The 25,741-nt window shown below is 68.8% G+C and carries 30 protein-coding genes and 1 tRNA gene; 11 read left to right on the forward strand and 20 right to left on the reverse strand.

Features of this window, described 5'->3' with window-relative positions; genetic code table 11:
- The first annotated feature begins 628 nt into the window (after positions 1-628).
- Positions 629-701: transfer RNA gene (locus OG580_RS14865), tRNA-Arg, on the forward strand.
- A gap of 71 nt (positions 702-772) precedes the next feature.
- On the opposite strand, the gene OG580_RS14870 is transcribed toward OG580_RS14865, so the two are convergent.
- From OG580_RS14870 to OG580_RS14915, 10 genes are all read right to left on the reverse strand, one after another.
- A complete protein-coding gene (locus OG580_RS14870) occupies positions 773-1,924 on the reverse strand; it encodes a site-specific integrase (protein WP_267044153.1) in 1,152 nt (383 codons plus the stop codon).
- Complete coding sequence (locus OG580_RS14875) at positions 1,924-2,115, reverse strand: helix-turn-helix domain-containing protein (RefSeq protein WP_267044154.1); 192 nt, start codon at positions 2,113-2,115, stop codon at positions 1,924-1,926. Before OG580_RS14875 ends, OG580_RS14870 begins: the two co-directional genes overlap by 1 nt.
- Positions 2,112-3,503 carry a replication initiator protein RepSA gene (gene repSA / locus OG580_RS14880; RefSeq protein WP_267044155.1) on the reverse strand — a complete coding sequence of 464 codons (1,392 nt, stop codon included), beginning with the start codon at positions 3,501-3,503 and terminating at the stop codon, positions 2,112-2,114. Before repSA ends, OG580_RS14875 begins: the two co-directional genes overlap by 4 nt.
- A 90-nt stretch (positions 3,504-3,593) precedes the next feature.
- Positions 3,594-3,908 (reverse strand): SpdD-like protein, encoded by a 315-nt coding sequence (locus tag OG580_RS14885; RefSeq protein WP_267044156.1) that lies wholly within the window; start codon positions 3,906-3,908, stop codon positions 3,594-3,596.
- A gap of 26 nt (positions 3,909-3,934) precedes the next feature.
- Entirely contained in the window at positions 3,935-4,093 is a 159-nt protein-coding gene (locus OG580_RS14890; RefSeq protein WP_267044157.1) for a hypothetical protein, read from the reverse strand.
- A gap of 13 nt (positions 4,094-4,106) precedes the next feature.
- Positions 4,107-4,301, reverse strand: a complete 195-nt coding sequence (locus OG580_RS14895; RefSeq protein ID WP_150504141.1) for a mobile element transfer protein — start codon at positions 4,299-4,301, stop codon at positions 4,107-4,109.
- 17 nt (positions 4,302-4,318) lie between these two features.
- Entirely contained in the window at positions 4,319-4,969 is a 651-nt protein-coding gene (locus OG580_RS14900) for a DUF2637 domain-containing protein (protein ID WP_267044158.1), read from the reverse strand.
- 91 nt (positions 4,970-5,060) lie between these two features.
- Positions 5,061-6,428: an FtsK/SpoIIIE domain-containing protein gene (locus tag OG580_RS14905; RefSeq protein WP_267044159.1), complete on the reverse strand. Its 1,368-nt coding sequence runs from the start codon at positions 6,426-6,428 to the stop codon at positions 5,061-5,063.
- Positions 6,429-6,430: 2 nt separating this feature from the next.
- Entirely contained in the window at positions 6,431-6,787 is a 357-nt protein-coding gene (locus OG580_RS14910; protein ID WP_267044160.1) for a hypothetical protein, read from the reverse strand.
- A 138-nt stretch (positions 6,788-6,925) separates the two neighbouring features.
- A complete protein-coding gene (locus OG580_RS14915) occupies positions 6,926-7,705 on the reverse strand; it encodes a GntR family transcriptional regulator (protein ID WP_267048010.1) in 780 nt (259 codons plus the stop codon).
- 18 nt (positions 7,706-7,723) lie between these two features.
- Between OG580_RS14915 and OG580_RS14920 the strand changes: the two genes are divergently transcribed.
- Together OG580_RS14920 and OG580_RS14925 are read left to right on the forward strand one after the other, a co-directional pair.
- Positions 7,724-8,191, forward strand: coding sequence for an NUDIX hydrolase (locus tag OG580_RS14920; RefSeq protein ID WP_267044161.1), 468 nt, complete (start codon positions 7,724-7,726; stop codon positions 8,189-8,191).
- Positions 8,192-8,211: 20 nt separating this feature from the next.
- Positions 8,212-8,364, forward strand: coding sequence for a hypothetical protein (locus OG580_RS14925; RefSeq protein ID WP_267044162.1), 153 nt, complete (start codon positions 8,212-8,214; stop codon positions 8,362-8,364).
- A gap of 1,324 nt (positions 8,365-9,688) precedes the next feature.
- Here the strand turns inward: OG580_RS14925 and OG580_RS14930 are convergent.
- Complete coding sequence (locus OG580_RS14930; RefSeq protein WP_267044163.1) at positions 9,689-10,804, reverse strand: DUF5677 domain-containing protein; 1,116 nt, start codon at positions 10,802-10,804, stop codon at positions 9,689-9,691.
- A 308-nt stretch (positions 10,805-11,112) separates the two neighbouring features.
- On the opposite strand from OG580_RS14930, the gene OG580_RS14935 reads away from it, so the two are divergent.
- Both OG580_RS14935 and OG580_RS14940 read left to right on the forward strand, forming a co-directional pair.
- Positions 11,113-11,400 (forward strand): hypothetical protein, encoded by a 288-nt coding sequence (locus tag OG580_RS14935; RefSeq protein ID WP_267044164.1) that lies wholly within the window; start codon positions 11,113-11,115, stop codon positions 11,398-11,400.
- An 82-nt stretch (positions 11,401-11,482) separates the two neighbouring features.
- Positions 11,483-11,731 (forward strand): hypothetical protein, encoded by a 249-nt coding sequence (locus OG580_RS14940; RefSeq protein WP_267044165.1) that lies wholly within the window; start codon positions 11,483-11,485, stop codon positions 11,729-11,731.
- Positions 11,732-11,814: 83 nt separating this feature from the next.
- Here OG580_RS14940 and OG580_RS14945 read toward each other — a convergent pair whose 3' ends face one another.
- The 4 genes from OG580_RS14945 to OG580_RS14960 form a co-directional block, all read right to left on the reverse strand.
- Positions 11,815-12,162: a hypothetical protein gene (locus OG580_RS14945; RefSeq protein ID WP_267044166.1), complete on the reverse strand. Its 348-nt coding sequence runs from the start codon at positions 12,160-12,162 to the stop codon at positions 11,815-11,817.
- A complete protein-coding gene (locus OG580_RS14950; RefSeq protein WP_267044167.1) occupies positions 12,159-12,830 on the reverse strand; it encodes a GntR family transcriptional regulator in 672 nt (223 codons plus the stop codon). Before OG580_RS14950 ends, OG580_RS14945 begins: the two co-directional genes overlap by 4 nt.
- An 8-nt stretch (positions 12,831-12,838) precedes the next feature.
- Positions 12,839-13,063 (reverse strand): hypothetical protein, encoded by a 225-nt coding sequence (locus tag OG580_RS14955; RefSeq protein ID WP_267048011.1) that lies wholly within the window; start codon positions 13,061-13,063, stop codon positions 12,839-12,841.
- 484 nt (positions 13,064-13,547) lie between these two features.
- A complete protein-coding gene (locus OG580_RS14960; protein ID WP_267044168.1) occupies positions 13,548-13,826 on the reverse strand; it encodes a hypothetical protein in 279 nt (92 codons plus the stop codon).
- A 77-nt stretch (positions 13,827-13,903) separates the two neighbouring features.
- Here OG580_RS14960 and OG580_RS14965 point away from each other — a divergent pair, with 77 nt between their 5' ends.
- Entirely contained in the window at positions 13,904-14,659 is a 756-nt protein-coding gene (locus OG580_RS14965; RefSeq protein WP_267044169.1) for a GntR family transcriptional regulator, read from the forward strand.
- A 786-nt stretch (positions 14,660-15,445) separates the two neighbouring features.
- Complete coding sequence (locus OG580_RS14970; RefSeq protein WP_267044170.1) at positions 15,446-15,625, forward strand: arginine deiminase family protein; 180 nt, start codon at positions 15,446-15,448, stop codon at positions 15,623-15,625.
- Between the two features lie 112 nt (positions 15,626-15,737).
- Here OG580_RS14970 and OG580_RS14975 read toward each other — a convergent pair whose 3' ends face one another.
- From OG580_RS14975 to OG580_RS14985, 3 genes are read right to left on the reverse strand one after another with little or no spacing between them, the layout of a single operon-like run.
- A complete protein-coding gene (locus OG580_RS14975) occupies positions 15,738-16,244 on the reverse strand; it encodes a DUF1269 domain-containing protein (RefSeq protein ID WP_267044171.1) in 507 nt (168 codons plus the stop codon).
- A gap of 26 nt (positions 16,245-16,270) precedes the next feature.
- The gene (locus tag OG580_RS14980) at positions 16,271-16,903 is read right to left on the reverse strand and encodes an FxLYD domain-containing protein (RefSeq protein WP_267044172.1); all 633 of its coding nucleotides are present in this window, start codon (positions 16,901-16,903) and stop codon (positions 16,271-16,273) included.
- A 36-nt stretch (positions 16,904-16,939) separates the two neighbouring features.
- Complete coding sequence (locus tag OG580_RS14985) at positions 16,940-18,034, reverse strand: chemotaxis protein (protein WP_267044173.1); 1,095 nt, start codon at positions 18,032-18,034, stop codon at positions 16,940-16,942.
- A 250-nt stretch (positions 18,035-18,284) separates the two neighbouring features.
- Here OG580_RS14985 and OG580_RS14990 point away from each other — a divergent pair, with 250 nt between their 5' ends.
- Positions 18,285-18,722, forward strand: a complete 438-nt coding sequence (locus tag OG580_RS14990; protein WP_267044174.1) for a hypothetical protein — start codon at positions 18,285-18,287, stop codon at positions 18,720-18,722.
- 16 nt (positions 18,723-18,738) lie between these two features.
- On the opposite strand, the gene OG580_RS14995 is transcribed toward OG580_RS14990, so the two are convergent.
- Together OG580_RS14995 and OG580_RS15000 are read right to left on the reverse strand one after the other, a co-directional pair.
- Positions 18,739-20,424, reverse strand: a complete 1,686-nt coding sequence (locus tag OG580_RS14995) for an MFS transporter (protein WP_267044175.1) — start codon at positions 20,422-20,424, stop codon at positions 18,739-18,741.
- Between the two features lie 465 nt (positions 20,425-20,889).
- On the reverse strand, positions 20,890-23,334 hold the full coding sequence (locus tag OG580_RS15000; RefSeq protein ID WP_267044176.1) for a D-alanyl-D-alanine carboxypeptidase: 2,445 nt from the start codon (positions 23,332-23,334) through the stop codon (positions 20,890-20,892).
- Positions 23,335-23,496: 162 nt separating this feature from the next.
- On the opposite strand from OG580_RS15000, the gene OG580_RS15005 reads away from it, so the two are divergent.
- The 3 genes from OG580_RS15005 (at position 23,497) to OG580_RS15015 (ending at position 25,613) form a co-directional block, all read left to right on the forward strand.
- The gene (locus tag OG580_RS15005) at positions 23,497-24,198 is read left to right on the forward strand and encodes a GPP34 family phosphoprotein (RefSeq protein ID WP_267044177.1); all 702 of its coding nucleotides are present in this window, start codon (positions 23,497-23,499) and stop codon (positions 24,196-24,198) included.
- A gap of 175 nt (positions 24,199-24,373) precedes the next feature.
- Positions 24,374-25,234, forward strand: a complete 861-nt coding sequence (locus OG580_RS15010) for a helix-turn-helix transcriptional regulator (RefSeq protein ID WP_267044178.1) — start codon at positions 24,374-24,376, stop codon at positions 25,232-25,234.
- 178 nt (positions 25,235-25,412) lie between these two features.
- Positions 25,413-25,613, forward strand: coding sequence for a DUF397 domain-containing protein (locus tag OG580_RS15015; protein ID WP_267044179.1), 201 nt, complete (start codon positions 25,413-25,415; stop codon positions 25,611-25,613).
- The last annotated feature ends 128 nt before the right edge of the window (positions 25,614-25,741 follow it).

The following is a 25,741-nucleotide window of genomic DNA, read 5'->3' on the forward strand; positions in this document are numbered from 1 at the left end:
GCGGTCCATGGAATGGATAGCCCTGATTGCGATCGGCGCAGCCATGCAGGCGCACCCCTCGATCGAGAACAAGCCCCACCGACGGAAAGAATCTGGATCGCTTCCTCTCTCAGCGATCCGAGCACTCCGGAAAGGCCCGAGCTCACCCCCGAAAGGGACCGCGATCCACGACTCCGCGAGACGGTGCTCGTGCGGGCGCCCTGCGATGTACGGGAGGAACGTCTCAGCCGGCCAGCAGGACAGAGCGCCGTCGCCCCTCACAAGACGACCCCACAAACACCACCAGGGGCCGGAACTCTGGCGCTGATCACGCCCCTCAGCCCGTCCAGGACCGGAACGGTCGGGAACGGCCGCCGCTGGAGGACTGTCCCGCACACGCTCTCCTGGGAGCACACGGGAGAATCCACAGGTCAGCGACCTACCAGTCCGGCCACGCCACTCGGCACCCACTATCCAAGACCCCACGCGGGCGCCCATCCGCTACCCTGTTCCCTGGTCGGCCGTTGGCGTGGCTCTTGTCGGGCAGCAACACTGCTCAGCAGGGTCCACACTGCGCCTGACCAGCGGGCTTGACGTCCTTGCGAAGATCCAGTTGCCGGGTTTTCTCCAAGGTCTCCTCCAAGCCCCTGCCTTCGTAGCTCAGGGGATAGAGCACCGCTCTCCTAAAGCGGGTGTCGCAGGTTCGAATCCTGCCGGGGGCACAAGGGAAAGAGCACCTCCGGATTCTCCGGAGGTGCTCTTTGACATCCACGGCTGACATCAACGGCGACGGTCAGGGACGGCCGGGCCGCCTCTTGAGCAGCCGGTCCATGTGACTGATGGCCTCGCGCTGCGTGTCCTGGACGACGTGCGTGTACACGTCCATGGTGATGCTGATCTGGCTGTGCCCGAGGATCTCCATGACCACGCGGGGAGGCACCCCGGCCGCCGTGAGGATGGTCGCGCAGCCATGCCGGGCGTCGTGGAGCCGGATGACGCGGAGCCCGGCGGAGGCGGCGACGCGGGTGAAGGAGCGGTACACGTTTCGCGGCTCGACCGGGCTGCCCGTACGCGTAGTGAAGACGTAGTCACTCCCCTTCCACTCCTCCCCCGCCTTGACCCGCTGATCGTTCTGCCGCATCCGGTGCCAGCGGAGGGGCGCGATGCACATGGCGGGCAGCGGCACGGCACGCCGGCGGCGCCCCTTGGGGTCGTCGTCGTACAGGACACCCCGGCGCCGCTGGGTCTGCTGGCGGACGTAGAGGACGCGGTGATCGAGATCCACGTCTGCCCAACGGAGTCCGACGAGCTCGCCCCGGCGGAGGCCCATGGTGATGGCGAGGACGAAGGCTGCGTACAGCGGGTCCCGGCGCGCGGCTGCGAGGAAGTCGAGCGTCTCGTCCAGGGACCAGGGACTCAGCTCTCGCGCCTTGGCTCGGGGCGGCTCCACGAGGGTGGCCACGTTGCGCGTGATCAGCTCCTCGCGGCAGGCGGCAGTGAGCGCCGTGCGCAGGACCCGGTGGGACTCCCTGGCCGTGGCGGCGGTGGTCTTCTTCTCCAGCTGGACGAGGAATCGCCGGACGTCGGCGACGCCGAGGGATTCCAGGCGCTTGGAGCCGATCAGCGGGACGAGGTAGAGGCGAACGTGTGCCTCGTACTTGTCGTACGTACTGAGCTTGAGCCGCGGCTGTACGACGTTGTCCAGCCAGTACGGGAGCCACTCGGAGAGCTTCGCCGAGCGGGTCGGAATGGGGATGCCGTTGCTGGCCTTGTCCAGAAGCGCACGGCGCTTGGCGTCGCACTCCTCCCATGTCTTGCCGTAGGCGAACTTGCGGGCGCGGGTGCCGTCGGGCTGGAGGACGTACACGGCAGCCTGATAGCGGCCGTCTTTCCGCTTGGTGATGGTGCCGGCGCCGTTGGGGTTGCGCTTGCGCTGTCCGGCCATCAGGCGGCCTCGCCGATCTCGTACGAGATGAAGTCCCGTACCGAGTCGACCGGGATGCGACGTGCGCGGCCGACGGTGATGGAGGCGAGGCGGCGCGAGCGGATGAGGTCGTAGACGGTGGAGCGTCCGAGCTTGAGCCGTGCCATGACCTCGGGCACGGTCAGCAGCTCGTCGGTGGTGGCGGTAGTCATGCTGCGGCTCCTTCCGGGGCGTCCAGGACGAGTTGGTCGCGCAGAGCTTCGCGGGCCGTCTGGCGGTTGAGCTGGATACCGCGCGAGATGGTCGCGGCGAGGGCGGCCTCGCCGGGGGTGTGGCCGTGGCCGGCGTACTGCCAGGAGGCGAGGACGAGCACGGTGTCCGGGTCGGCATCCACGTGTTCCTGGGCGGCGCGGTAGTCGGCGCGGATCTGGCGGAGGGCGCCGAGGGTGGTCGAGTAGCGGCGGGACTTGGTGGAGAAGTGGCCACGGAAGCCGAGCATGTGGGCCCAAGCGGTGAGCTTGCGGTCCGGGTAAAGCGGGGCCAGGTCGAGGCAGGCCTCAATCAGGCGGCGGGGGTGGTCGGCCACATCCAGGAGGTCGAGCACCTCCCGGTTGCCGATCCGCCGGTCGAGGCTGCCGGTGGTCTCGGCGGCCTTGGTGGCGTACTTCGCGACGTACGAAGCCACGGCCTGCTCGGTGATGTCGGAGCCGTCACCGAATGCCTTGACCGGTCGGATGTCGAGCTGGCGGCCCCACTGGAAACGCCGCCGCGGCTGGTCTCCGGCGGCCGGGACGGTGATGGTCGTGTACGCGTGGACGGCAGCGGCGCGGATCGCGTCGTCGAGGAGCCGCACAGTGGCCCACGAGGGTGGGGCAGTGCAGGGGCCGTCCCGTCCGTCGAGCCGGATCACGGCGTGGAAGTGGATCGCACCACGCTTCTGGAACTCTGCGACCTTCCCGTACGAGACCCGTAACGCGTCCTTCAGCTCGCGCTGCGTGAGCCCGGCGCGGGCGGCGAGCTCTCGACGTAGACGGTTGGTGAAGCGCTGCCAGAGCTGTCCGGCGTGGTTGTTGAAGAGCACGGCCCCGGCGTAGTCGTACGACTCGGGGTCGAGCGCTGTGCCCAAGGCGGGGTCGTTCTCCGGGTGACGGGTGCCGCAGCGGCAGGCGCCGCGGTCGGGCCGGTTGTGCACGGGGCCGAAGGACGGGGCGGTGAGGGTGGCGAAGACCCGGGGGTGGTCGCGGACGGTCGTGGGAATGGCCTTGGAATCGTCGCCCGCCAGGCCCGCGCGGATCAGGTGGTAGGTGTCCCCCGCGTACGTGTGGGCGCAGGAGGGGCAGCGGGAGGCCCGGCGGTTGCCACAGGCGACGCGGAGACGGCCGCCGGGCTCGGCCTCCGTGGAGTATCGGCGGAGGGTCTCGCCGGACGTGCGGTCCTTGGCGAGGGACCAGCCGGTCAGATGGATGGGATCGGAGCAGCCGCCGGTGCGATGCACCTGGTCCCGCCAGCGATCGAAGTCGGGGGCGGCGGCGACTCGGAGAACGTCGTGGAGGGTGGCCGGGTCCAGGCCCGCCGCGGTGGCGACGGTGCGCTGATCCATGATGGGTGTTCCTTCCGGTTGAGAGATCGGCGAGGGGTACGGCTCCCGGGCGGCGGATGCTTGGCGGTATCGAGGCCGCCCGGGGGCCGGTCAGCGACGGTGGCGCGGGCGTTTGGCCGGCGACGCGAGCAGCGAGCGGACGACAAGGGCGCAGACGGCGACCGATGCGGCGGTGACGGCGGTCGCGAGGAGCATCGAGACCAGGACCGTGCCGACGACCAGGACGACGGCGGTGCCGGCGCCGATGACGGCGAGCGCGGTGCCGGGGGTGATCTGGACGGTGGGCCGCTGGGCAACCGGAGGCGGGGACGACTGCATGGGCTCAACGGCGGTCGGCTGGACGACGGCGGGCGGGGTGACGAGACCGGTCGGCGTCGGCATGGTCGGGATCTTGGGTCGGAGCATGGGGTGGTTCTCCCTTCCGGGTCAGGTCACTTGGAGATCGCGGTGTCGATGACGGGGGCCAGCAGACTGTCGGCGAGGAGGAAGCCGCCGAGGAGGATCACGGCGACGAGCCACCAGGGCGGGCGGATCAGCTTGAAGCCGAGGACGCCGACGACGAGCAGTACGAACCAGAGCGGGACATCCACGGGCGGTATCCGTTCAGTCGGAGATGCGGCAGCGGTGGGTGCGGGCGGCGAGCTGGGCGGCGGAGGAGCTGGAGTAGTCGGAGGACCAGCCGCAGCGGTCGGCGGTGCAGACGGCGGCGTATTTGGTGCGGCCGTGCCGGTCGCGGTGGGTGCCGATCTGCACCGGGCCGATCCGCATCACGGAGTGGAAGTGGTCGCGAGGGGACATGGCGTTCTCCGTTCTGATCAGGTGAGTTGGGCGGCGATGGCGTCCGCCATGGGCGCGGGGACGCCGAGGCGGGCGCGCAGGGTGTCGGTGTCGATGGGGTGGCCGGTCCGGGTGCGGTGATCGGCGGCGACCTTGCGGGCGTGCTCGACCAGGGCGGCGGGGACAGGCACGGCGGGCGGGGCTGCCGGCGCGGGCGGAGTGGGCTCCAGCTCGGCGACGGCATCGGACTCGGGGACGCGTTCCGGGCCAGCCGGCGTCTCTCCGATCGGCTCCGGCTCGACCATGGAGTGGGTCTCCGAGACCGTCGGCGCCGGTGAGTGTGCGAGGAGCGTGCCGCCGAGGAACGCGACCGCGGGCCACCCGGCGATGCCGAAGCGCAGCCAGCCGGGTGGATGGGCGAGGTCGAGGAACCCGGCGGTGGCGACGTTTGCGCCGAGCGAGGCGAACAGGGAGACCAGGAACCAGCACCAGGCGAGCCGGGACGAGCCGTCCGAGCGGAGGCGGCGCCAGGCGGCGACCAGGAGCAGGTCGACGGAGATGGGGTAGGCCCACGCTTTCCATCCGGTCTGCCCGGCAGCGGCGGCCAGGTCGTGCAGGTGGGCGAAGGACAGCGCACCGGCGATCAAGGCTTGGACCAGCACGGCGTCGACGCGGAGCTTGCTGGTCATGTCGGCACCTCCTTTGCGGGGCGTTCTGGGCATGGCGGGGTAGGGACGTGGCGCGTGATGCGGTCGCGCCGACCGAGTGGGGCGGGGAGGGTCAGGCGGTAGCCGGGGACTCGGCGGACGCCGGGGCCGGAACCTTGACCGGGTGCGCGGGCGGCTCGACGGCGGGCCGGAAGGCGGCGAGGCCGGGCAGGTCCGGGACGAGGTGCGCGTACTTGTTGCAGGCGTTGACGGCCGTACGGAGCGAGGTGTGCGGCGTACGGATGCGGGCCCAGCCGCCGGAGGCGTCGCCGGTGATCGCAAGGCCGGGCGAGTCGACGGGGATCTGGACGGTGGCGAGGACGGCGTCCGGCGCGATGTCGCCGAAGGCCATGTTGGCGCTGGTCTCGTCGTTGACGCGGTGGGCGGTACGGACGCTGAGCTGAGCGCGGAGCATGGTGATGCCCTTGCCGAGTTCAGAGCCGAATCGCTGCCCGCAGATCTCCAGGTAGATGCCGGCGGCGCGACCGAGCTGGGCGAGTCGAGCAAGTGCGGTGATGATCCGATCCCGCCGCTTCTCCTCCTCCTTCGTGGCGAAGAGGGCGAGTTCGGCGACCTCGTCGACGAGGACGACGACGGGAACGGGACGAAGGTGGTCGGGCAGGTCCCAGATGTCGGCGGCGATGTCGGCGTCCGGGGTGTCTGCGGTGATGCGCTGTTCGGCGCGGATGAGCTGGTAGACGCCTTCCATGTGCGCGATCAGTGCATCGAGTAGCTCGGCGGCGGTGTCGGGGTTGTCAGCGAGAGCGGAGAAGCGACGAGCAAGCGGGAACAACTCAACCCCTTGCTTGCAGTCGATCCCCACCAAAGCCACGTCCTGGGAGGCGAGTTCGGCGACCAGGTTCCGCTGGTAGACGGACTTCCCGGACTTGGTGGCTCCGATCGTGAGGGCGTGCGGGGTGGTGCGGTAGTCGCGGTAATGAACGGCACCGTCCTCGCGCAGAGCGACCGGCAAGCGCATGGTCGAGCGCTCGACGCCGACGGGCATCTGAACCCGCTTGAGTACGTCGTATCCGGTCATCCGCAGTTCGACGACGCCGGAGCGGATCTCCCGCGAGGCCACGCCGTGCATGCCGAACGAGTGCCGCAGCCGGTCGCACGAGGCAGCCACGTCGAAGGCGTCCTGTCCGGGCCGGAGCCCCAGCCGTAAGACGAGGCCGGTCCGGGTGGGCCGAAGCCGCAGGATGCGCGGCGCCCGGGGCTCCGGCACGGGCCGGTTGGCCATTCGGGCGATGGCGAGACGCCACCGGGGCGGAGGAACGGTCAGCCCGCAGGCGTCCATGACCGAGGAGTACCGGCCCAGAACCCGAAGGGCGGCGAGTACGACCCCGAAGGTCAGCCAGTACCAGGCGGGCCGCCGCCACCGCAGGAAACCGGCGAAGGCGACGACGATCACCACGGCGGAGACGATCAACCACTCCATGATCAGGCAGCCTTCGGGGTCGCCGCGCTGCCGACGAGCGAGGTGACCGCGACGGCGCGAAAGGCGATGCCGTGCCGACGCTGGCCGTTGAACTCGTTCTCCCAGGGCCGGGCGATCAGGCCAGTGACCGCGACCGGGGTGCCCATGACGAGGTCGGCGGAGACGCCGGTCTCCGGGACGGTCACGGTCAGGATCTCGACCTCGCCGTTCGCGGCGAACATCACGTCCACGGTCGACAGCGCGGCGCCGGTTTCGGCGTCCATGGCGCGCTCGCCGGTGCGACGGTCCTTCACCTTGGGCTGCGGGGGCTGGGCGACCATCACGGAGGCCGCGGAGGTGTCGACGGGGATCTGACGCACAGAGATCACTCCTCTAGAAGTGCTGGACTCCGTCACTCATCTATATGAGTGACATGAAGAAGAGTGCCCGACTCCTATACATGAGTCAACCCGCCCAGACGAAGAAGTCCGAGCGGGTTGAGGAGAGTTGACCGCGCGTCAGTCGGCGGCAGGGATCCGATACTCGAAGACGAACTGGTCAGCGGCCATGAGGGTGTCGCAGACCTCGACCACCCGCCCGGTCTTGGTGACGGCGTTCCGCAGCAGGTGAACGACGGGGGCCCCGGGGCTCAGGGCGAGTTCAGAAGCCTCAGCCTTGGCGGCCGGCCGAGCCTGCAACGTCTCGACGAACTCAGTGAAGACGTGCCCGTCGTCCTCCAGCCGGGCGTAGATGCCGCCAGGGCCGGGGTTCTCGGAAAAGAGCTGAGGGATGTCCTTAACGACGTCCCACGGGAGGTAAGAGGAGGCAGTCTCGACGGGAACGCCGTTACGGAAGTACAGCCGCCGCCGCGCGAGCACCTGCGTACCGGCGTCGACGCCCAGCCGCTCGGCGATGTCCTCCGGCGCTTCCATCGGCCCGATGTAGAGGACGCTCACCTTGGCGGTGGCACCGGACTGCGCGGACTCAGCAAGGTATGCGGCCTTCCCCCCACGTCGATGCGAGGCCCGAAACCGATCCGACGACCGCAGCCGCACGGGCGGCCGGTCCTTCACGATCGACCCCTTGCCGTGCCGCGTCTCCACAAGCCCGCTCGCACGAACCTCAACCATCGCCTTACGGATGGTCCCGCCGGCGACGCCGTAGCGCTCGACAAGCTCGGACTCGCTCGGCACCAGGTCCCCAGGCTTGAGAACCCCAGCCTGGATCTGCTGAACAATCTCCTCGGCGATCTGGACGTACCGAGGTACGGACCGACCACCTCCTACTGGAGTTCCCACAGTCTTTCCCACTCTCCTATGCTCCTGTACATGAGTAACAGCGCCCGAGAGACGACGTCAACGCCACTGCACTCCGTGTCCGTCGCGGGCGCAGTCGTACGCGAAGACGGCCGGCTCCTGGCGATCCGTCGCGCGGACAACGGCACCTGGGAACTCCCGGGCGGAGTCCTCGAACTCACGGAGGCCCCCGAAGAGGGTGTGGCCCGCGAGGTCTGGGAGGAGACCGGCATCCGGGTAAAGGTCGAGGAACTGACCGGCGTCTACAAGAACACGGCCCGAGGCATCGTGGCGCTGGTCTTCCGCTGCAAGCCGTCCGGCGGCGAGGAACGAACCTCCACGGAGTCGACCGCGGTCGAGTGGCTCACCCCGGAAGAGATCACCGCCCGAATGACCGAGGTCTACGCGATCCGCCTCTTGGATGCCCTTGACGAAGCAGGCCCTCACGTCCGAAGCCACGACGGCCGTCGGCTTGCCGCACAGCAGTAATCGTGGAACCGGTGCGAACGATGAGCCGCGAGGAAGCCATCTCCCTGGTTCAGCGCCTCATGGCCGCCGAGGAGACCAGCGAGGCAGAGCAGGACCAGATGCTGGAGGCCCTTGAACGCGGCCTGGTCTGCCCTCACATCAGCGACTACATCTTCTGGGCCCCGCCGAGTTGACCGCCGAGCAAGTCGTAGACAAGGCCATGGCCTACCGCTCGATCGCCCTGTGACCCCACAGGACTGATGCGGTAAGAGTTTCCCTACTTCATCAAGGCACCCGCCGCGCACGGCGCGGCGCGCGCGGCCCGTCGCCCGGGCCTGCGCTCCTGTCTGACGCCCCGCTCCAGCCCGGGCGCCGTCCGCACGCCTGACAGCTCGGGTTGATAGGTGACGAACCCACGATGGGGCCGAGGCGGTACGCGGGTGCGGCTCGGGACGATGCCTCCGGCGGGGGCGCTCAGGCTCCGGGATGGAGGGGCCCGCGGGCGGGTGCCGGCCGGTGGGTTGTAGCGGTGAGGGCTCCCATCCCGTCTGCCGTCGACCCAGGCAGAGCCGAGCAGACACGGCACCGGGCGTCCAGGTCGTTCGTACAGTGGCGCGCTCCACCTGGACGCCCGGCACCGCGCCTGCTCCACGGTGTGTGGGCCGACGGCAGACGGGATGGGAGCTGGGGGCGGGTTCGGCGGGGTTGCTTTTCGGCCATCTTTAAAACTTACGGTAGGTAAGCCAATTGAGTCTTCCTTCTACTTTTCTCGAGGAAAGTAGAAGGAGCTAGGGTCGAATGTCCGTTATTTCGTAACTCAACGTAGCTGTAAACTATAGTTTACAGCTGAGAGTTGCCGGTGGCGTCGCGGTTGCACCCTTCGACAGTCAAGGCCTTGCTACCGTCCGGAGGCAAGAAAGTGCCCCCGATCGCGAGTGCTTGGCGGCGCGTGCGATCGAGGGCCTTAAGCCATTGGAGGCTCACATGAGTGTCACCCTAAACCCAGGGGCGCTGTCAAACCCCATGCCCAAGCCGTGGGTCGTCGGGGTAATCGTCATCGTGCTGGTGATCTCACGCTCAGCCGCACAGATCGCTGACGCTTACGCGAGTGCCCTTGCTCTGACATCTGCGTTGGCAGGTCTTGGCGCGACAGCGACATACCGCAACCACCGCAACCGCGCCTGACTGCACGTGGCCACGCAGGCCGTTGAAGCAGCCGGCATGACCGGTGCTGACCGGCCTGGCTAGAGCTACGGATCAGTCAGCTGCACAACGAAGAGGCGGCTCGGCTTCGGCCGGGCCGCCTCAGTTTCCGTCTCGTTCATCTCCGTCCGGGGCCATCCAGGGGAGGGAGCGAGAAACCGATTGAGGACGGCAGCCAGCCGACCCTGAATGCACGTAAACGTCCAGGAACCCACCCCTGACCGGTACCCACAGACTTGGAAAGCGCGTAGGTCAACGGCAAACAAGAGACGTTCAATCAGATGGCGGGCGCGGTGACGCGGCGACGCTCTTTAGTCAGCTCTCGCCAATCAAAGAAAGCTTGTCTATGTACCCATCGAAAAATGTCTTGGCTGCAGCACACCGGTTAGATACGGGGGCAAAATCAAGCTCCATATCTGCCCCCAAAAGCGGCGAGAGATCCAGGAAGATGGGTATCTGCAATCCTTCAAAAAGCAGGGCTGTAATCGAAAGGACCCAGGCGGCATCGTAGTAGTCGACTGTACTACCCGTGCGATGACGAAAAGTACCTCTCCGATCAAACAATGAAGCCGCTGCTGCCGCACCAGCATGCACCGAATGATTCATTGTCAGGTATGCATGCCGCCAGTCGCGGTTGCCCACAGATTCATCTATGTCACGAAACGTGACCTGCTTGGCAGTGCCATCACCAATTGCAGGGATGGCCCACCCGTAAGGCTTGAAGTAGCGATCACCCCAGGCGGAGCGAATCGCTTCTTCCAAGCCAGGTGTCCCATCGAACGGATCCCCTTCAGCGCTCCCCTGCAAGTCACGTCGCGCCTCAACGAGCCCAGAGAGGCTATACCGCTCCGTAAGAACATACGGAGGTTCATCGCTCAAAGAGAGGAAAGCAAGAGTAGTAGTCAACTCATAAAGACTCCGCGCCCGTGAATGCGCCCCCTTGATGAATCCATGCCGAACAAGGAGGAGAACCTCTGACACCAGAGTGCAGCCGCGGGCATGGAGTCCGAGGAAGGTTAGTGCACGAACGGCAGGCCCGCCAAGCGTATTGGGGGCGTTGATCGAGTTAGCCAGGAGTTCATCGCTGCCTTTATTGAGCACCAGCCAACGCGCAAATGATTCGGAAGCATCCCTGTTACCTGTTTCCGCCAGGATCACCGCCTCTTCCAAATCCCTAAATCCAACACCCAATTTCTTCAGGTGCGCGCGCTCTGCATGCCTTTTTTCGTGAAACCGTCGAATCTTACCGCGTTTCAAAGCCTTGCGGGCAGCCCGTGTAACGTCAGGGGCGATCCGCTCAATATCCCTGACGAGCGTGTCTTGAGCCTGGTCAATGATGACCTGCCACTCTTCGAGGGTGCGGCGAACCTCTCCGTCATCCCCTGTAATGATCTTGACTTGCTCATCCTGAAGGTCGTCGAACCTGCTCATGACGAGTTGAACCCCCACTCCGATGCCAGCAAAGCCTTTCAGGATCCGGCCTTGCACCCTGAAGCGCAACCAGTTTCAGCAGACTCGGCGGACCAGCAAGGCCAGGAGATTGCGACTGATCCCACGCGTCGCGGGAGCGCGCTCTGACCGCATGAGAGCCGGCAGCACGAGCAGCCGCACCTAGGCAACACGGCCTATTCGTGGACTGCCACAGCAGGACAAGAGCGCTTGATCCGGCTGACCAGCACAAAATCCTGGAACGCACGCGCCCTCCGGAGTCGTGTGTCGTGGGCGGCATCATGGTCTCCATGACTTCCAGACCCGTCCGTGGCCCAATCGAGAGCACCCACGTCACGGTGACGGATGGTGCCGCGCTCGTTTTCACGTGGGACGCGGACTCACGTATCGAGGTGCGGAACCTCGGGAGTGAGGTTGTCATCGAGGCGAATGCCGCGGGCCTCAGGACGCTGGCTGGGCACCTGCTCGTACTGGCCGGCGAAGGCGTTTCCGACGGAGCGCACCTGCACCTCGAAGACAGCAACGGGCTAGAGGACGGGTCCGTCGGCTTGGTGCTGGAGCGGAGCGACGAGGAGTAGCACGTTCAGCGCGTAGGTCTCTCGGCCCGGTGGAGGCGGTCTCCCCACTGCGGTATGTGGCATGCCAAGTAGGGTGCCGCGCATGACCACTTCTCCGGATCACGTCGTCAGCAGAGAGGATCTGGCGTCCTTCGTCCTCTCTCTGCACCGCAGCTATGTCGACGGCGGCGAGTCGTGGGACAACGCAGACCTTGCTGGGTTCCTGGAGGCATTGGCCGCATGGATTGACGACTCGGACAGTTGGTACCGCAACACCGGCCGCGAGCTGCCGACCGAAGGTGACTGGCGCTTCTTCGCCCAAGCGCTCCAAGCGGCAACGATGTACGAGTAGCCACGGTTCTTGCCGTGTCAGAGCACCAAGCAGAGCAGCCTCGGACGTGATCCGGGGCTGCTCTGTCGTTGGATGGGCTGTTGCTAGCCGAAGGCCGCAGCCTGCAGTTGAGGGCCCTCGTTACCTTCCTCGCGGGTGGTGACGTTCGCTGCCGGCAGGCGGTGGCCGCGGCTTGTTGCTACACGGAGTGCATCCTGGAGGGCTTCCGTCAGGTCCATTGATAGGCGTCGGAGGTCCTCCGGGGCGATCGTCTCGGCTCGGAGGACCTCCGCTGCGTGTGCCACGAGGTCGGCTGCCAGGTTGAGTTGGATTGCCTCGGTGGTGTCAGCGAGGCGGGACAGGTGGCTGCCTTCGTCGTTGGTGCTTAGGTAGCAGGGTTTGCCGTCGGGGCCCGCCCAGGGCAGGAGTCGGAGTTCGTCGTGGTGCGTCATCCTTCTTGCCCTTTCTCGGCGGGTGGGTTGCGGGTGATGAAGAGCGCGTCGGCACGGTCGCTGGGGAGGACTAGGAGGGCAGCTTCCAGCACACGGCCTGTGGTGTCGGTCGACACGCGGGTGATGGAGAGGACGGCCAGGGTTGCGCTGATGCGGAGCATCGAGGCTTCCTCGGGGGTTGGCAGGCGGGCGCTGATCTGGTCTTGGCTCTGTTCCGCGGCGGATCGGTGCCAAGAGGGCTTGGCTGGCGCCGGGTCACGCGGGACGTATATGCGGGTCAAGCTGTGCGGGGACTCTCCCTGGTGGGTGAGGTAGAGGAACTCCGTCAGCGGCGTGCGCGCGGGGACTTTGAGCAGGGAGATCAGGTCTCCGTGTGCTCGGAGGTTGGTGGTGCGGGTTGTGACGTGGAGGTCCGTGTCCGGGATGAGGCGGCCTCCCGTGTACGTGAGTCTGCGGAGCGGGCCGCGGACGTAGTTGCCCTTGCCGTGGATCTTCTCGATCAGGCCCTCGGCCTGGAGGAGTGCGAGGGCGTTGCGCAGGGTCGGGGTGCTGACCTTGTAGTGCGTAGCGAGGCGGGGTTCCGAGAGAAGGCGTTCGCCGGCCTTGAGGTGGCCCGTGGTGATCTGGGTTCGGAGGTCGGCGGCGATGGTTTGGTGGAGGGACGGCATGGGAGCGGTCACCACCTTCTGAGCACGCGTACGGCGATCAGGCGCGTACGGGTGTGCATCGTGAGGAGTTCGCCCGACTCGAAGAGGAGGCGTTTGGCGCCTCCGGGGAGTTGGCGGAGGTCGGCTACTCGGCACGGTTGGCCGCCGATCTGGATGACGTCTCCGCGCTGCACGGTGGCCGTAGTGATCTCGACCGGGGAGGCGAGTGCGCCACCGGCGGGGAGGCCGTTCATGAGGCTGCCTCCGGTGATGCGGCCGTGGAGTGGCAGGGGCAGGTGCATGCCTCGTAGATGACCGGGATGCCGATCGGTGCCGTCTTTGGGGAGGAGTGTGCACAGTCGCGGTGGGTGCCGATACGGCATGAGGTGGACCGGTAGGGCGTGTTCGCCGTCCGGGGGACGCCCGTCATCCGTGTACCTCCGCCGGCGCGAAGCAGGTGTGGGCGAGGTGGCCGTGTGCGGTGGGCTTCGAGTGCTGCCTTGTGCGCTGTTCGCTGGCCAGGATGTACGGGCGAACGAGGGCGGTGTCCTCGCCCCTAAGGACGTCTCTGCAGTCACGCAGCTGTCGCAGGAGCAGTGTTGGTGCGGTGGGTGGGATGAGGTGGGCGAGCGGGGGGCCGGTGGGCCTTAACGTCTGACGGTTGCCCGGCCTTTGGGACCATCGCTCCCTGGTGCGCGCGATGGCGCGGCGGATACGGTTGAACATGCTGATCAGCTCCTATCGCTGACGGCCAGGTCCCCGGACATCGCCCGTCGCGGGGACCGCTTTATTCACGGCGGCCCATAGGGTGCGGCCGCCCAGGCTGGTGGCGAGGAGACCGAATCGGTCAGCCGCAGCCACGACTTCCAGGACCTCCCGCCATGTCTCGGCGGGGAGGGTTTCCGGTACCTCCGCTTCGATCGACGTGTGTCTGGTGTGTTCCAGCACGCGTGTGGTCAGTCCGATGGCGGACAACCGGGCGGCGAGGGCCTCCGCGCTTACTTCTGGAGCAGGCACAGGAAGCCTCCGTCACCGATAGTCACTTTCAGTGAAGCTAGTTAACTAGATTAGAGCTAGTGGACTAGATTTTCCATATGCCTGAGCAGCCGCCTTACCTCCGCATCGCCGACGAACTGCGGCGGCGGATCGCGGAGCACGAGTGGACTCCTGGAGACCGGCTGCCCTCTCGGGCCCAGATCGGCCAGGAGTGCGGGGTGGGCGAGAACGTCGTTCGTCGTGCCCAGGAGCTATTGATCTCCCAGGGCGTGCTGGAGGGGCGGGCCGGGTCCGGGACCTACGTGGCCGAGCCCCGGGCGCGGGTGCGGATGGTTCGGTCCGCGGCGCGCGAGCAGCCAGATGGGTCACCGTTCCGAGCGGACATGAAGGCCGTGGGAAGGAATGGCGGCTGGGAGAGCCGGACCGATGCCAAGGTGCCCGCGCCGGCGGAGATCGCTGCGCGGCTCGGTATCGGTGAGGGCGAGCTGTGCGTCCGGACCGTGTACGAGTTCCTCGCCGACGGGCGGCCCGTGCAGCTGTCGACGAGCTGGGAGCCGTACGACCTCACCGGCGGGACCCTCGTCGTCCTTCCCGAGGGCGGGCCACACGCCGGGGCCGGGGTCGTGAACCGGATGGCCGAGATCGGCGTCACGGTCAGCCATGCCGTCGAGCAGCCCGAGCCGCGACAGGCGACTGCCGAGGAGGCCTCACTCCTCGGGATCCAGAAGGCCGCGCTCGTCACCCACATCCGGCGGAGCTACTACAGCGACCAGGGGCGGCCGGTCGAGACAGCGGACATCGTCGTACCCGTCGCCTTGTGCGAGATCGTCTACGAGATTCCCATCAACCGGTAGGGGCCGCGAGGAGGCTCAGGGGCGCGCCTACCATGACGCCCATGACGGATGGGCAGGACAGCGATCGCCTCAGTGACGAAGAGGTCGCTCAGATGATGGGTTTGTGGCGCCGGTACTGCGCTCACGACCTGGACCAATGGGAGGCTCTCCAGACGGAGACGCCGTACGGGCCCGTCTACGTCTTCATGACCCGGTCCCTTCCCCAAGAGTGGGACCCCTCCATGTTCCGGGAGTTCTGAGCAACTCCCATGCTCCCGACGCTCCGTCTGTGCTTCCACCGCCGTCCTCTGCGCCCTCATCGTGAGCCGGCTCTGCAGGCAGCGTAGGGAAGGGCGCCCACCGTGGGCCCCGAGGAGGTGGCAGGGTGGCTCAGTCGAATTGCGGTGCTCCTACGAAGAGCGGGGGCCGCTGCCAGAGCAAAGCGATCATCGGCAGCTCGCGGTGCTCCAAGCACCAGGGGCCGTGGTCCGCGTACGGGGTCGAGCAGCAGAAGAAGAAGGAAGCCGAAGCCAAGATGCGGAAGCTCCGGAAGAAGCGATAGTGGCTACCGGATCCGACTCGGCTGACATCCATAGCTGACATCAACGACAGTGGACAGCGGCGGTCGCGCCCAGCCAGCCGCAGCAGCCGTCAGTAGCGCCCCTCCCCCGCCCTGGACCGTACAACCGAACTCCTAAAGCGGGTGTCGCAGGTTCGAATCCTGCCGGGGGCACAAGTGCAAAGGGCACCTCTCGATGTCGAGGGGTGCCCTTCGGCGTTCGGGCCGGGTGCAGCATCCGGTAGGGCGTGCGGGGGCGCCGGTGGGGAGGTCCTGGTGGAGTAGCCGACCGCAACACCCCGACCAACACCCCGCTGCGCAAGGCGGGAGTGGAGGTCATCACCATCGTCGGCGCCGAACTCGGCCGCGGACGGGGCGGCGGCCACTGCATGACGTGCCTGCTGATCCGCGACGCCGTCGACTTCTGATCGGATCCTGATCGGATCCTGATCGGCCGAACGGACGCCCGCGGGCCGCCGATTCCCCTGAAGGAGTCGGCGGCCCGCGGGTGTCCGTTCCGAGCGGCGATACGGCTCCGCGTCACCCCGCCGTCTCGGTGTCGGAGCCGGTGAGCTGTTCGGCGAGCTCCCGCTCGCGGTCCTCCGGGAGGGACGTCTTGAGGACGGTGCCACCGAAGGGCTCCATGGCCGCGGCGAACCGGTCCTCGGTGATCTTGGAGGCCATGATCACGACGGCCGCCGAGCCGGGCTCCAGCAGTTCGCTCACCTTCTTGCGGAACCCGTTGTCGACGCCCATCTGGTTCAGCTTGCCGATGAGGCCCCCGACGGCGGCACCCACCACACCGATCCCCGGGGTGAGGATGACGATGCCGAGGACCATCCCCCACAGGGCGCCGGCGGTGGCCGAGAGGGCGACCTCCTCGGTCTTCTTGGGGGTGTCCACATGGGTCTCGCCGTCCATGTCCACCCGGACGACGGCGAGACCCTTGAGTTCGACGACGTGGTCGTCACGGAGCTTCTGGACCGCCTTGAAGGCCTTGGTCGCGACCGCGTGGTCGTCGTAGCCGATGACGATGAGTTCGGACATGCGGTTTTCCTCCGGGTCTCTGCGGTTCAGTACCTCTGCGCCTTGGTGAGCCTCGGCGTCAGCGGGGTGTCGGCCGGCTGCCGACTGATGGCCAGGGGCTGCTTCCGCTCACCCGGCGCGAGGTCCTCGGCCCCGACGAACTGCGTCTCGACGACCTTGCCCGAGGAGTCGAGGAAATCGACCTGGGCCGCGTAGGACGCCGTCGCGTCCGTCTTGTTGGTGATCGTGACGACGACGGTGAGCAGTCCGCCCGTGTCGGCCAGGGGCTTGCCGGTCATCCCGACCTCGCTCAGGGCGTTCCCCTTGCCGTCGACGTCCTTGAGGGCGTCCTGGGCCGCCTGCCGGGAGCGTTCGACCTCGGCTCCGATCGACGCCTTGCGCTCGGCCTCCCGCGCGGAGGCCGAGGCCGCGGCGGACGACGCCGACGCCTGCACGGACGCGATCGCCGATTTCGCCGCCGAGGCGACGGAGGAGGGATGGTCACCGGAGAAGGAGGCCGTGTCGGGCGCCGTGGGGCGTTCGCTGAACGTCGGGCCGCCGGTGTCGTCGCCGCCCGAGTCGCAGGACACGAGGGCGGCCGCACCGAGGGCGGTGACGACGACGGCACCGGCCGCCCGGACGCGGAGCGGTCGCCTGCCGCGGGACGAAGCGGGGTTCACGGTGGCTTCCTCCGGCATGGTGGGGTCGCGTCGCGGTCAGTAGCGCAGTACGGCGGCGACGCGGCCGTTGCCGGCCAGGGTGTCGTCGCGTACGAACCTCACTTCGGCGCCGGTCTCCAGGGCCTGTTCGACGATCTCGTCCACGATGTCGTCCCGGGAGCCGGGGTCGGAGGAGTCCGCGGGTTCGAGGTGGTCGCCGTGGTCGCGGACGGCGGCGCGATAGTGCTCCTCGACGGCGAGCAGACGGATCCGGCCCTCCTTCACGGCCTTCCACACCTCGTCGAGACCGCCGGCGTACTCCCGTCGGCCCCGTGCCGCGTCCAGCTCGGCCACGACGGTGGCCGTCAGGGCCGCCTCGTGGGCGGCGAGCAGGGGGGCCACGGCCTTGCGCACGGCCGCCTCGGGCCCGCGCCCCAGGCCGCCGTGGTGGAGGGACGTCGTGCCCTGCGGCAGCGATCCCGTCTCCTCCAGGAGCGAGACCGCGGGCGCCTCTCCGATCACGTACAGCGGACGGGGGTCGGCGGCGAGGACGGTGCGCAGGGCCTCGTGCGCGTCGCGGAAGAAGGTGCGCGCGTCCTCGTCGCGGAAGCTGCTCGGAAGGTCCCCGACCTGTTCCTTGCGCTCCGCGTCCGGGTCCTCCAGGCTCCGCGTCAGCGGGAAGCCGTCCGCCGTGTGCTCGACGGCCTGTTCCGGCCCGCCGCTCCACAGCGACATCCGGTCCGCCGCCATGGTCAGTGCCCAGTACGGCCGTTCGGCGGCCTGGGCGGCGACGAGGTTGCGGGTGAGGAAGGTGTCGGCGACGACCACCCGCTCGGGGACCGTCCGGGCGACCGACCACACCTGGTGCTCTCCGGGGGCCGCGTAGATCACCAGGCCGTCCTCGGCGTGGACGAGGTCGATCTCGGCGGCGGCCCGCTCCAGTTGCTCCAGCACGTCCGCGCGCCGTTCCCGCGTCACGGACGGGTCGTCCTGGACGGCCTTCGCCGCCCTGGCCAGGAGGTTCCGCAGTCGTACGGGGTCCTGGGCGTTGTCCGGCTCACGGCGGTGCGTCGGCATCACGACCGACACGGCGGGGTAGGGGCGGGGCCGGCGCAGCTCGGCCAGTGCGTCGGAGTCGAGCGCGGGGTGCATGAGGGAGCCTTTCGTGGGAATCCCGGGATCCCGGGGCCATGACGAGGAGTGCGACGCGGCGGTCGCGGGCGTGGGCGGCCCGACCGTCTGGCTCCTGAGCCGCACACCGGCGGGCACGGGGCCAGGGACGGGGACGACGAGAGCCGGTCCACGATTCGTCATCTTTGCCCGGAATCGACCGGTTCGCGACCCGGTGGATCCGACGGCGGGACCCCACCCCCGCCGCGCGGACCGCCCGTAAGGTGACGGCATGAGCACGCTTCCGTACGTCGACGAGCACGCCGTGGACGTGGACGCCGGGGTCGAGGAGCTGTGGCGCAGGCTCCTCACGGGCCTGGAGTGGTCACTGTCGCGGGAGGCCGGAGCCCGGTACACCCGGCTCGTCCGCGCCGACCCCCGCGATCCGGCCGGGCCGCGGCCGCTCGCCGAAGGCTCGGAGTACCCCGGGTTCCGCGCCGTCAGGGTCGTACCGGGGCGGGAGCTGGCCCTTGAGGGCCGTCACCGGTTCTCCACGTACAGCCTGGTCTTCCGGCTCGACGAGCTGGGGGACGGACGGTCGCGGCTGACGGCCGAGACGCGGGCGGTGTTTCCCGGGGCGGCGGGACGGGCCTACCGCCTCCTCGTCATCGGCAGCGGCGGGCACGCCTTCGGCATGCGACGGCTGCTCGCCGGCTACCGGCGCCCGTGACGGCCCGCTCGACGCCTCAGCGCAGTTCCTCCGGGCACGGTGTGCCTCGCGACAGTTTGTACGGGGCCGCCAGGCGGTAGACGCCCGCCTTCGGGGCGACCAGTTCCGTCCACTCGTCGCCCTCCGTGTCCGCCTCCGCCTTGAAGAGGCAGCCCTCCTCGTTGGCGAAGACCTTCGGGAGCTCCGTCTCCGACTCCTCGCGGGCCAGCTTCGAGGCCTCGGTCTCCTGCGGGGCCTCGATCTTGCCCCCGTTCTCGTCCATGAGCGCGAGCCACGGCGAGTACGGGACACGGATCCGGACCCGGCCGGGGCTGTCGACCCGGATCACCACCTCGTTCTCCTCCGCGCTCAGCACCTGCGCGGGCGGGTCCGCGAGCGGCGTCGGGTTCTCGACCGCGTACAGCCGCCAGTTCTCGTCCGACCAGACCTGCTCCAGGTACGGCAGCCCGCCCTCGACCAGCTCCGCCTCCCGCGCGGCCCCCGAGTCGGGGGCGCCGGTCGGCAGGACGACGTAGTGGACGGCCCAGCGGTCGAGCCAGTCCTGATAGTTCACGGAGTTGAGCGTGTCGTCATAGAAGAGCGGGTTCCGCTCCATGTCCGCCTGACGGTTCCAGCCCCTCGCCAGGTTGATGTACGGGCTGAGGGCGGAGGACTCGCGGTGGCTGGAGGCCGGCACGACCTCGACCCGCGCCTTGCCCGCGTCCCGCACCTGCAGCTGGTTGACCAGCGGGGCGAGCTCACGCGCCCAGGAGGCGTCCGGGGCGGTGCGGATGACGTCGTCGACGCCCTTGAACCCGATCCAGAAGTTCAGGCCGGCGAAGGCGAGCAGCAGCGCGTACCAGCGGCGCGAGCGCGGCGCCGTGTACGGCAGCGCCGCGAGCAGCACGACGCCCGCGAAGAGCATCGGCAGCCGCGAGATGTTCGAGCCGATCTGCGAGTCGATCAGCCAGGTCAGGAGCGTGCCGACCGTGTAGACCGCCGCGGCCGTACGGACCGTGCGCCAGTCCCCCGGGACCAGGACGAAGACCAGGACCCCGAAGAGCAGCGGCAGCGCCGTCGAAGCGAACGCCATCGGCTGCGTACCGGAGAAGGGGAAGAGCCAGGACGAGAGCGCGACCACCGCGACCGGGGCGAGGCCGAGGGCGTACGCGCCCGGGCGCCGCTTGTTGAGGAAGAGAGCCGCCGCCGCGACCCCGAGGAACAGCCCGGCGACCGGGCTGCACGCCGTCGCGAGGCCGGCGAGCGGGGCGGCGACCACGGCCTTCGCCCAGCGTTTGCGGCGCCAGCGGTGCGGCCAGCAGAAGACGGCGGCGACCGCGCCCAGCGCGAACATCATGCCGAGGCCGAAGGTGACCCGCCCCGACATGGCGTTGCAGAGGAAGGCGAAGACACCCGCGAGCGCGCACGCCATCGGATTGCGCACCGCGGGCACCCGCACCAGGATCAGCGCGGTCAGCGCCGCCGAGAGCGTCCCGGCGATCATCATCGTGCTGCGCACGCCGAGCAGCGACATCAGGTACGGCGAGACGACGCTGTACGAGACCGGGTGCATCCCGCCGTACCAGGCCAGGTTGTACGCGGAGTCCGGGTGCCGTCCGACGAACTCCGCCCACGCGTCCTGCGCCGCCAGATCCCCGCCGCTGTTCGCGAAGAAGAAGAACCAGAGGATGTGGGTGACGGCGGCCACGCCCGTGGCCACCATGACCGTGTGGCGGCGCTTCCGCCTGCGGGGCGTGGGTGAGGGCGTGGGGGTGGGGGTGGGGGCAGGTGTGGTCGGCGGGGGTGTTGAAGCCGATGCCGACGCTGCCGTCGCCTCGTGAGGGGGTGGGGACGCCGGGGCCGGTCGCTGGGACGGGAGCACTATTCGCGGGAGGGAAGAGGCAGCCGACTCCGGGGCGGAATCGGTGCGGCCGAAGGCGTGGTCGGCTGCGTGATCGGCTGTGCCATCAGCTTCACGGTCGGCTTCATCCTGGTGATCCTCGCCGTCGGTCTGGTCGGCTCGGTCCGCGCGTGTCGGCTCAGCGGTGGTCACTGCGGCCCTCTCCCGTACTGCCCGTACTTCCCGTCTCGATCTCCGCGCGTGTGACACGCGCGCTCCTCGTCCCCCGGAAACGCTAACAGCCGGGCGCCCCGGAGGTCCGGGGCACCCGGCCGAGCGGGTGGCTGCTCAGCCCAGGCGCGTCAGCTTCTTGTCGAAGCCCGGCTCCACCAGGTCCGACTGGAGGGCGACCGGTGCGCTGACCTTGCCCACGCCCGTACCGATGGACACCTGGCCGACGACGTCGCCCGCCTTGCCCGTGTGCGGAACGGTCTTGCCGCCGTTCGTGAGCTCCAGCTTGACCTGGAGGCCCGGCCAGCCGATCGCCTTGAGCTCCTTGGTGGCCACGACCGGGGTCCGGCCGCCGAGCCCGTCGTCGATGTAGCCGAGGACCTGGCCCTTGCGGACCACGGCGGCGGAGGTGACGTCGTTCTGGGCCTGCTGGATCAGCTTGAGGCTGTTGTCGATGGCGAGCTGGAGCTTGTCGTTGAGGAGCTTCGCGTCCTTCGCCCCCATCACGATGCCCAGGATGCGGCGGTTCTCGCCGTCGACGACGGTGTTCGCCGACCAGAGCAGATTGCCGCCAGCCGGGGTGGAGGAGCCGGTCTTGATGCCGCTCACACCCGGCTCCAGCAGGATGTTGTTGTTGTTCTCGATCCGGCCGGGGATGCCGTCCACCGTCACGTTCGGCATGTTCACGATCTCGCGGAACACGTCGTACTGCATGACCGCCTTCGCCAGCTTCAGCTGGTCCTGCGGGGTCGACACGGTGCTGTCGAGCAGACCGGACGGGTCGGTGTACGTGGACTGGGTCATGCCCAGGTCCTTCGCGGCGGCGTTCATCTTCTCGACGAACGCGGCCTCCGAGCCGGCGTCCCAGCGGGCGAGCAGCCGGGCCACGTTGTTCGCGGACGGGATCATGAGGAGCTCCAGGAGCTCCTTCTCCGTGTAGGTCTGGCCCTCCTGGACCGCCGCCGTCGACTCGTGCGCCGCCTTCGCCTGGTCGGCGGCCTTCTTGTCGATCGTGATCTCGGGACCGCCCGCGTTCCCCTTGATCGGGTGGTCACGCAGGATCACGTACGCCGTCATCGTCTTCGTGACGCTCGCGATCGGGGCCGGCTTCTGCGGGCCGTACAGGCCCATGGAGCCGACGCCCTCGACCTCGACCGCGCCCTGTCCCTCGGTGGGCCACGGCATCTTCAGCTCGCCACCCGCGAAGGTGAACGTCGGCGCGGCGGAGAGGGTCAGCACGGGCGCGGGCAGCGGCCGGACCATCTGCACGATCGCAAAGATGATCAAGAGCAGCACGACCAGCGGGGTCCAGATCCGCACCCGGCGCGCGGCCGTCCGCAGGGCGTTCGGCTTCGGCGGCGGAGTGTTCGTCAGCTCCGCGAGCAGGTCGAGCGGGGGCAGCGGCGGAAGCGGCTGCTGCCGGGTCCGCTCCGCCTCGGCGAGCGAGGCCGGCGGTACGGGGGCGGGGGCCGGGGCGAACGCCTTGGGGGCCCTGGGGGCCGCAGAGGCCTCAGGAGCCTCAGGAGTGGCCTGGGGCGCCCGCGCGGACGCCTCGGGGGCTCCGGGGGCTCCGGGGGCCTTCTGTGCCGCCTGTGCCTGCTGAGCCGCCTGCGTCGCCTGTGCCTGCTCGGCCTTCCGCTCGGCGGGGATGTCCGCGCGCAGCGGTACGAAGGTGCTCGTGCGCTCACTGTCGGAGTCCGCGCGCAGGGCGGGCGGGAGCTTCAGCGCGGTCGTCGGCTGGTCCACGGCGGGTGCCACGGGCGGGCGGACGATCTTGAACATGGCCGTCGGCTGGTCGACAGGCTCCTCGGCGACCGGCTCGTCGACGACCGGCTCATCGAGGGCCGGCTCGTCGACGACCGGATCCTCGGCTGCGGGCTCCTCGACGGAGGGCCGCGAGGCGGCCGCTTCCGGCTTCCGCGCGGCGAACCAGGACTCGGCGGAGTCCGACGGCGCGGAGTCCGACGGCGCGGAGGGCGCCTTGCCCGCGACGGGCTCCTCGTCGGGCTCGGGCTCGGGCTCGACCGCGACCTCGGCCTCGGCCTCAACCCCGTCCGGCTCGTCGGCGTCCTCGTTGGCGTCCTCGTCGCCGGACGCGTCGCCGGACGCGTCGCCGGACGCGTCGCCCTCCGGCTCACGCTCCTCCGCCGACGCGACCCACGCCGCCACCGCCGCCTTCAAGCGCTCACTCTCGGGCTCGGGCACGGGCACGGCCTCAGGGGCCGACTCGACCTCAGCCTCGGACTCGGACTCGGGCGCAACCTCAGCCTCGACCCCGGCCTCGGCCTCAGCCCCGGCCTCCGGCTCGGCATCCCGCTCGGGCGCCTTCGGCGCGTCGTCCTCCGACACCCGGGGCGCCAGGGTCTTGAACACGGCCGTCGGCTGGTCGACCTGGACCGACGACGTCGAAGCCGACGCCGGCGTCGAGGACTCTGACTCACGGAGCGCTGAGAGCCGAGGATCCCGGCTGCCGCCGCCCGAGGCCGTCGTCTTCTCCGACGACCCCTGCTGCTCCGCCTTGTCGGGGGACTCGCCCGCCACCGTGCCTCCTCCATGCGTCATGCATACGTCCGAACCGTCTACCAGTGTCCTGTGTGAACCCCTTGGCTCCGGTGCTAGACGAGAACGACATACCTACTGGTTCCCGGATCAACCACCCAGGCGCTCTCGACAGATGAATGTGAGAGGGGTCACCCTGTCATTCATCCACGCGGGGAGGCATGGATGGGCAGGAGCCGCAGAACTATTCCGGAGGAGCTTCTGTTGCTCGCTCTGGACCCGACCACGGGTACCACAGCGCAGCCGCAGTCGCTCGACCTCGGCCTGGCCGGAGCACAGCTAGTGGAGCTGGCTCTGGCAGGACGGATAGCCCCAGACGGGGATCGTATCGCCGTGGTGATGCCACGGCCGACCGGAGATCCGACCTTGGACTCCGCACTGGAGCTGTTGCGCAGGCGCGGCAGCCCGGTTCGGGCCGTCCACTGGATCGGCGGACCCCGACTGGGGCTCCGTCAGACGTATCTCTCGCATCTGGAGCGATGCGGCATGGTGCATGCCGTGGAGGGCCAGATGTGCGGGGTGTTGCCGACGACTCGCTACCAGGCGACGGACACGGCGATCAGCAGGGAGATCAAAGCCCGGCTGGACAGTGCGATCCGCACCGGCGTACCGCCGGACCCGCGGACCGCGGCGCTTGCCGCGCTGGCCCACGCGGTCGGACTCGGGAAGCACCTCTACCCCGGCAACGAAGGACGGTCGTCGCGGTCCCGGCTGCGCGACCTGATCCGGCACGACCCGATGGGCGGCCTCGTGGCACACGCCGTGATGGACGTCCAGAACGGTGCGGCGGCACAGCCGCGCCGTGCGCCCGCAGCGGGCGTACCGGCGCAGCCTCGCGGCACCATGGCCCGTGCGGCGGCTCACTGAGCCGACGCACGACGTACCAACCCGGGAGCCGCACAGGTGTGCGGGGCGGTCGTGACGACCGCCCCGCACACGTACGTTGTGCCGGTTTCCCAGCGCGTACCTGACCTTTGGTGGCAGTCTGCCAAGCAGTAGATACTCACAGCTACGCAGGCAGACAGCCGGAGGTGCAGTTTCCGTGGCGTCCAACGTCAACCCCACCGTCAGGCGACGCCGACTGGGACAGGAGCTGCGCAAGCTCCGCGAGGCGAAGAACATGACGGCCGAGCAGGTCGCCGAGCGCCTCCTCGTCTCCCAGTCCAAGATCAGCCGGCTGGAGAACGGCCGTCGCTCCATCAGCCAGCGCGATGTGCGCGACCTGTGCGGGGTGTACGAGGTCGAGGACGAGCGCATGGTCGACTCCCTCATGCAGATGGCCAAGGACTCGCGCCAGCAAGGCTGGTGGCACGCCTTCGGCGACATCCCGTACAGCGTCTACATCGGCCTGGAGACGGACGCCGAGAGCCTGCGGATGTATGAGTCGCAGATCATCCCCGGACTGCTCCAGACCCCCGCGTACGCGGAGGCCGTGATCTCCGGCGCGATGCCGGAGTCGACACCGACGGACATCGACAAGCGCGTCACCGTCCGCACCCGCCGCCAGGAGCGCATCCGGGACGAGGAACGCCCGCTGCGCCTGTGGGCCGTCATCGACGAGGGCGCCCTGCACCGGATCGTCGGCAGCAGGCAGCTCATGGTGCAGCAGCTGGAGCACCTCATCGAGCAGTCGCACCTCCCGCACGTCACCGTGCAGGTGATCCCCTTCGAGATGGGCGCGCATCCCGGGATCAGCGGCCAGTACTCGATCCTGGAGTTCCCGGACACATCCGACTCCAGCGTCGTCTACATCGAGGGCGTGACCAGCGACCTCTACCTGGAGAAGGCCCAGGACGTCGGCAAGTACAGCGTCATGTACGAGCACCTCAGGGCGCAGGCGCTGAACGTCGAGCAGACGCGGGAGTTCATCGCGAAGATGGCGAAGAAGCACGCCCAGGGCTGACCTGATCCCGGCGGGTCAGGCACCGTACACCCCGCAATCGCTCCCACGGAAGCGCAGTTGGAATATGCCACCCGGTCGTGTGAACGCTGGTCCCGCCGGGCGGGACCAGCAAGTAGCGTCGATCACGCCGGCAAGAAGGTTGGCGCGAACACCCACTGCAGAACCGGAGTTGAGCATAATGGCGATTTTTCAGGGTGCAACGGACACGTGGACGAAGTCTTCGTACTCCGGCGGCAACGGCGCCTGCGTCGAAGTGAAGTCCCCCGTCGTGGCCGCCATCGCGGTGCGTGACTCCAAGGCCCCCGAGGGCCCGTCCCTCTCTTTCGGACCGGGATCGTGGAACGCCTTCGTCGGCCAGGTGAGCAACGGGGCCCTCTGAGCCCCGATGACCCCCGGTCGTCACCCGCAGTACGTGCAGCACTCGCAGCACACGAAGTACCCGCAGTACCCGAGAAGAGCCCTCTCGTCCGGTCCGCCGTCCTGGCCGAGGGGGCTCGGCTTTTTGCC

The sequence above is a fragment of the Streptomyces sp. NBC_00094 genome (assembly GCF_026343125.1).
GTDB lineage: Bacteria > Actinomycetota > Actinomycetes > Streptomycetales > Streptomycetaceae > Streptomyces.

What these genes read in the sequence shown, in the direction of transcription:
- OG580_RS14920 (WP_267044161.1), top strand. Translation starts at nt 7,724, where the DNA reads ATGCTCCTGTACATGAGTAACAGCGCCCGAGAGACGACGTCAACGCCA.
- OG580_RS14965 (WP_267044169.1), top strand. Translation starts at nt 13,904, where the DNA reads ATGCCTGAGCAGCCGCCTTACCTCCGCATCGCCGACGAACTGCGGCGG.
- repSA (WP_267044155.1), bottom strand. Translation starts at nt 3,503, where the DNA reads ATGGATCAGCGCACCGTCGCCACCGCGGCGGGCCTGGACCCGGCCACC.
- OG580_RS14885 (WP_267044156.1), bottom strand. Translation starts at nt 3,908, where the DNA reads ATGCTCCGACCCAAGATCCCGACCATGCCGACGCCGACCGGTCTCGTC.
- OG580_RS14975 (WP_267044171.1), bottom strand. Translation starts at nt 16,244, where the DNA reads ATGTCCGAACTCATCGTCATCGGCTACGACGACCACGCGGTCGCGACC.
- OG580_RS14875 (WP_267044154.1), bottom strand. Translation starts at nt 2,115, where the DNA reads ATGACTACCGCCACCACCGACGAGCTGCTGACCGTGCCCGAGGTCATG.
- OG580_RS14895 (WP_150504141.1), bottom strand. Translation starts at nt 4,301, where the DNA reads ATGTCCCCTCGCGACCACTTCCACTCCGTGATGCGGATCGGCCCGGTG.
- OG580_RS14870 (WP_267044153.1), bottom strand. Translation starts at nt 1,924, where the DNA reads ATGGCCGGACAGCGCAAGCGCAACCCCAACGGCGCCGGCACCATCACC.
- OG580_RS14995 (WP_267044175.1), bottom strand. Translation starts at nt 20,424, where the DNA reads ATGGTGGCCACGGGCGTGGCCGCCGTCACCCACATCCTCTGGTTCTTC.
- OG580_RS14925 (WP_267044162.1), top strand. Translation starts at nt 8,212, where the DNA reads ATGAGCCGCGAGGAAGCCATCTCCCTGGTTCAGCGCCTCATGGCCGCC.
- OG580_RS14930 (WP_267044163.1), bottom strand. Translation starts at nt 10,804, where the DNA reads ATGAGCAGGTTCGACGACCTTCAGGATGAGCAAGTCAAGATCATTACA.
- OG580_RS14945 (WP_267044166.1), bottom strand. Translation starts at nt 12,162, where the DNA reads ATGACGCACCACGACGAACTCCGACTCCTGCCCTGGGCGGGCCCCGAC.
- OG580_RS14955 (WP_267048011.1), bottom strand. Translation starts at nt 13,063, where the DNA reads ATGAACGGCCTCCCCGCCGGTGGCGCACTCGCCTCCCCGGTCGAGATC.
- OG580_RS14905 (WP_267044159.1), bottom strand. Translation starts at nt 6,428, where the DNA reads ATGGAGTGGTTGATCGTCTCCGCCGTGGTGATCGTCGTCGCCTTCGCC.
- OG580_RS15000 (WP_267044176.1), bottom strand. Translation starts at nt 23,334, where the DNA reads ATGACGCATGGAGGAGGCACGGTGGCGGGCGAGTCCCCCGACAAGGCG.
- OG580_RS14940 (WP_267044165.1), top strand. Translation starts at nt 11,483, where the DNA reads ATGACCACTTCTCCGGATCACGTCGTCAGCAGAGAGGATCTGGCGTCC.
- OG580_RS14935 (WP_267044164.1), top strand. Translation starts at nt 11,113, where the DNA reads ATGACTTCCAGACCCGTCCGTGGCCCAATCGAGAGCACCCACGTCACG.
- OG580_RS15015 (WP_267044179.1), top strand. Translation starts at nt 25,413, where the DNA reads ATGGCGATTTTTCAGGGTGCAACGGACACGTGGACGAAGTCTTCGTAC.
- OG580_RS15005 (WP_267044177.1), top strand. Translation starts at nt 23,497, where the DNA reads ATGGGCAGGAGCCGCAGAACTATTCCGGAGGAGCTTCTGTTGCTCGCT.
- OG580_RS14950 (WP_267044167.1), bottom strand. Translation starts at nt 12,830, where the DNA reads ATGCCGTCCCTCCACCAAACCATCGCCGCCGACCTCCGAACCCAGATC.
- OG580_RS14985 (WP_267044173.1), bottom strand. Translation starts at nt 18,034, where the DNA reads ATGCACCCCGCGCTCGACTCCGACGCACTGGCCGAGCTGCGCCGGCCC.
- OG580_RS14990 (WP_267044174.1), top strand. Translation starts at nt 18,285, where the DNA reads ATGAGCACGCTTCCGTACGTCGACGAGCACGCCGTGGACGTGGACGCC.
- OG580_RS14900 (WP_267044158.1), bottom strand. Translation starts at nt 4,969, where the DNA reads ATGACCAGCAAGCTCCGCGTCGACGCCGTGCTGGTCCAAGCCTTGATC.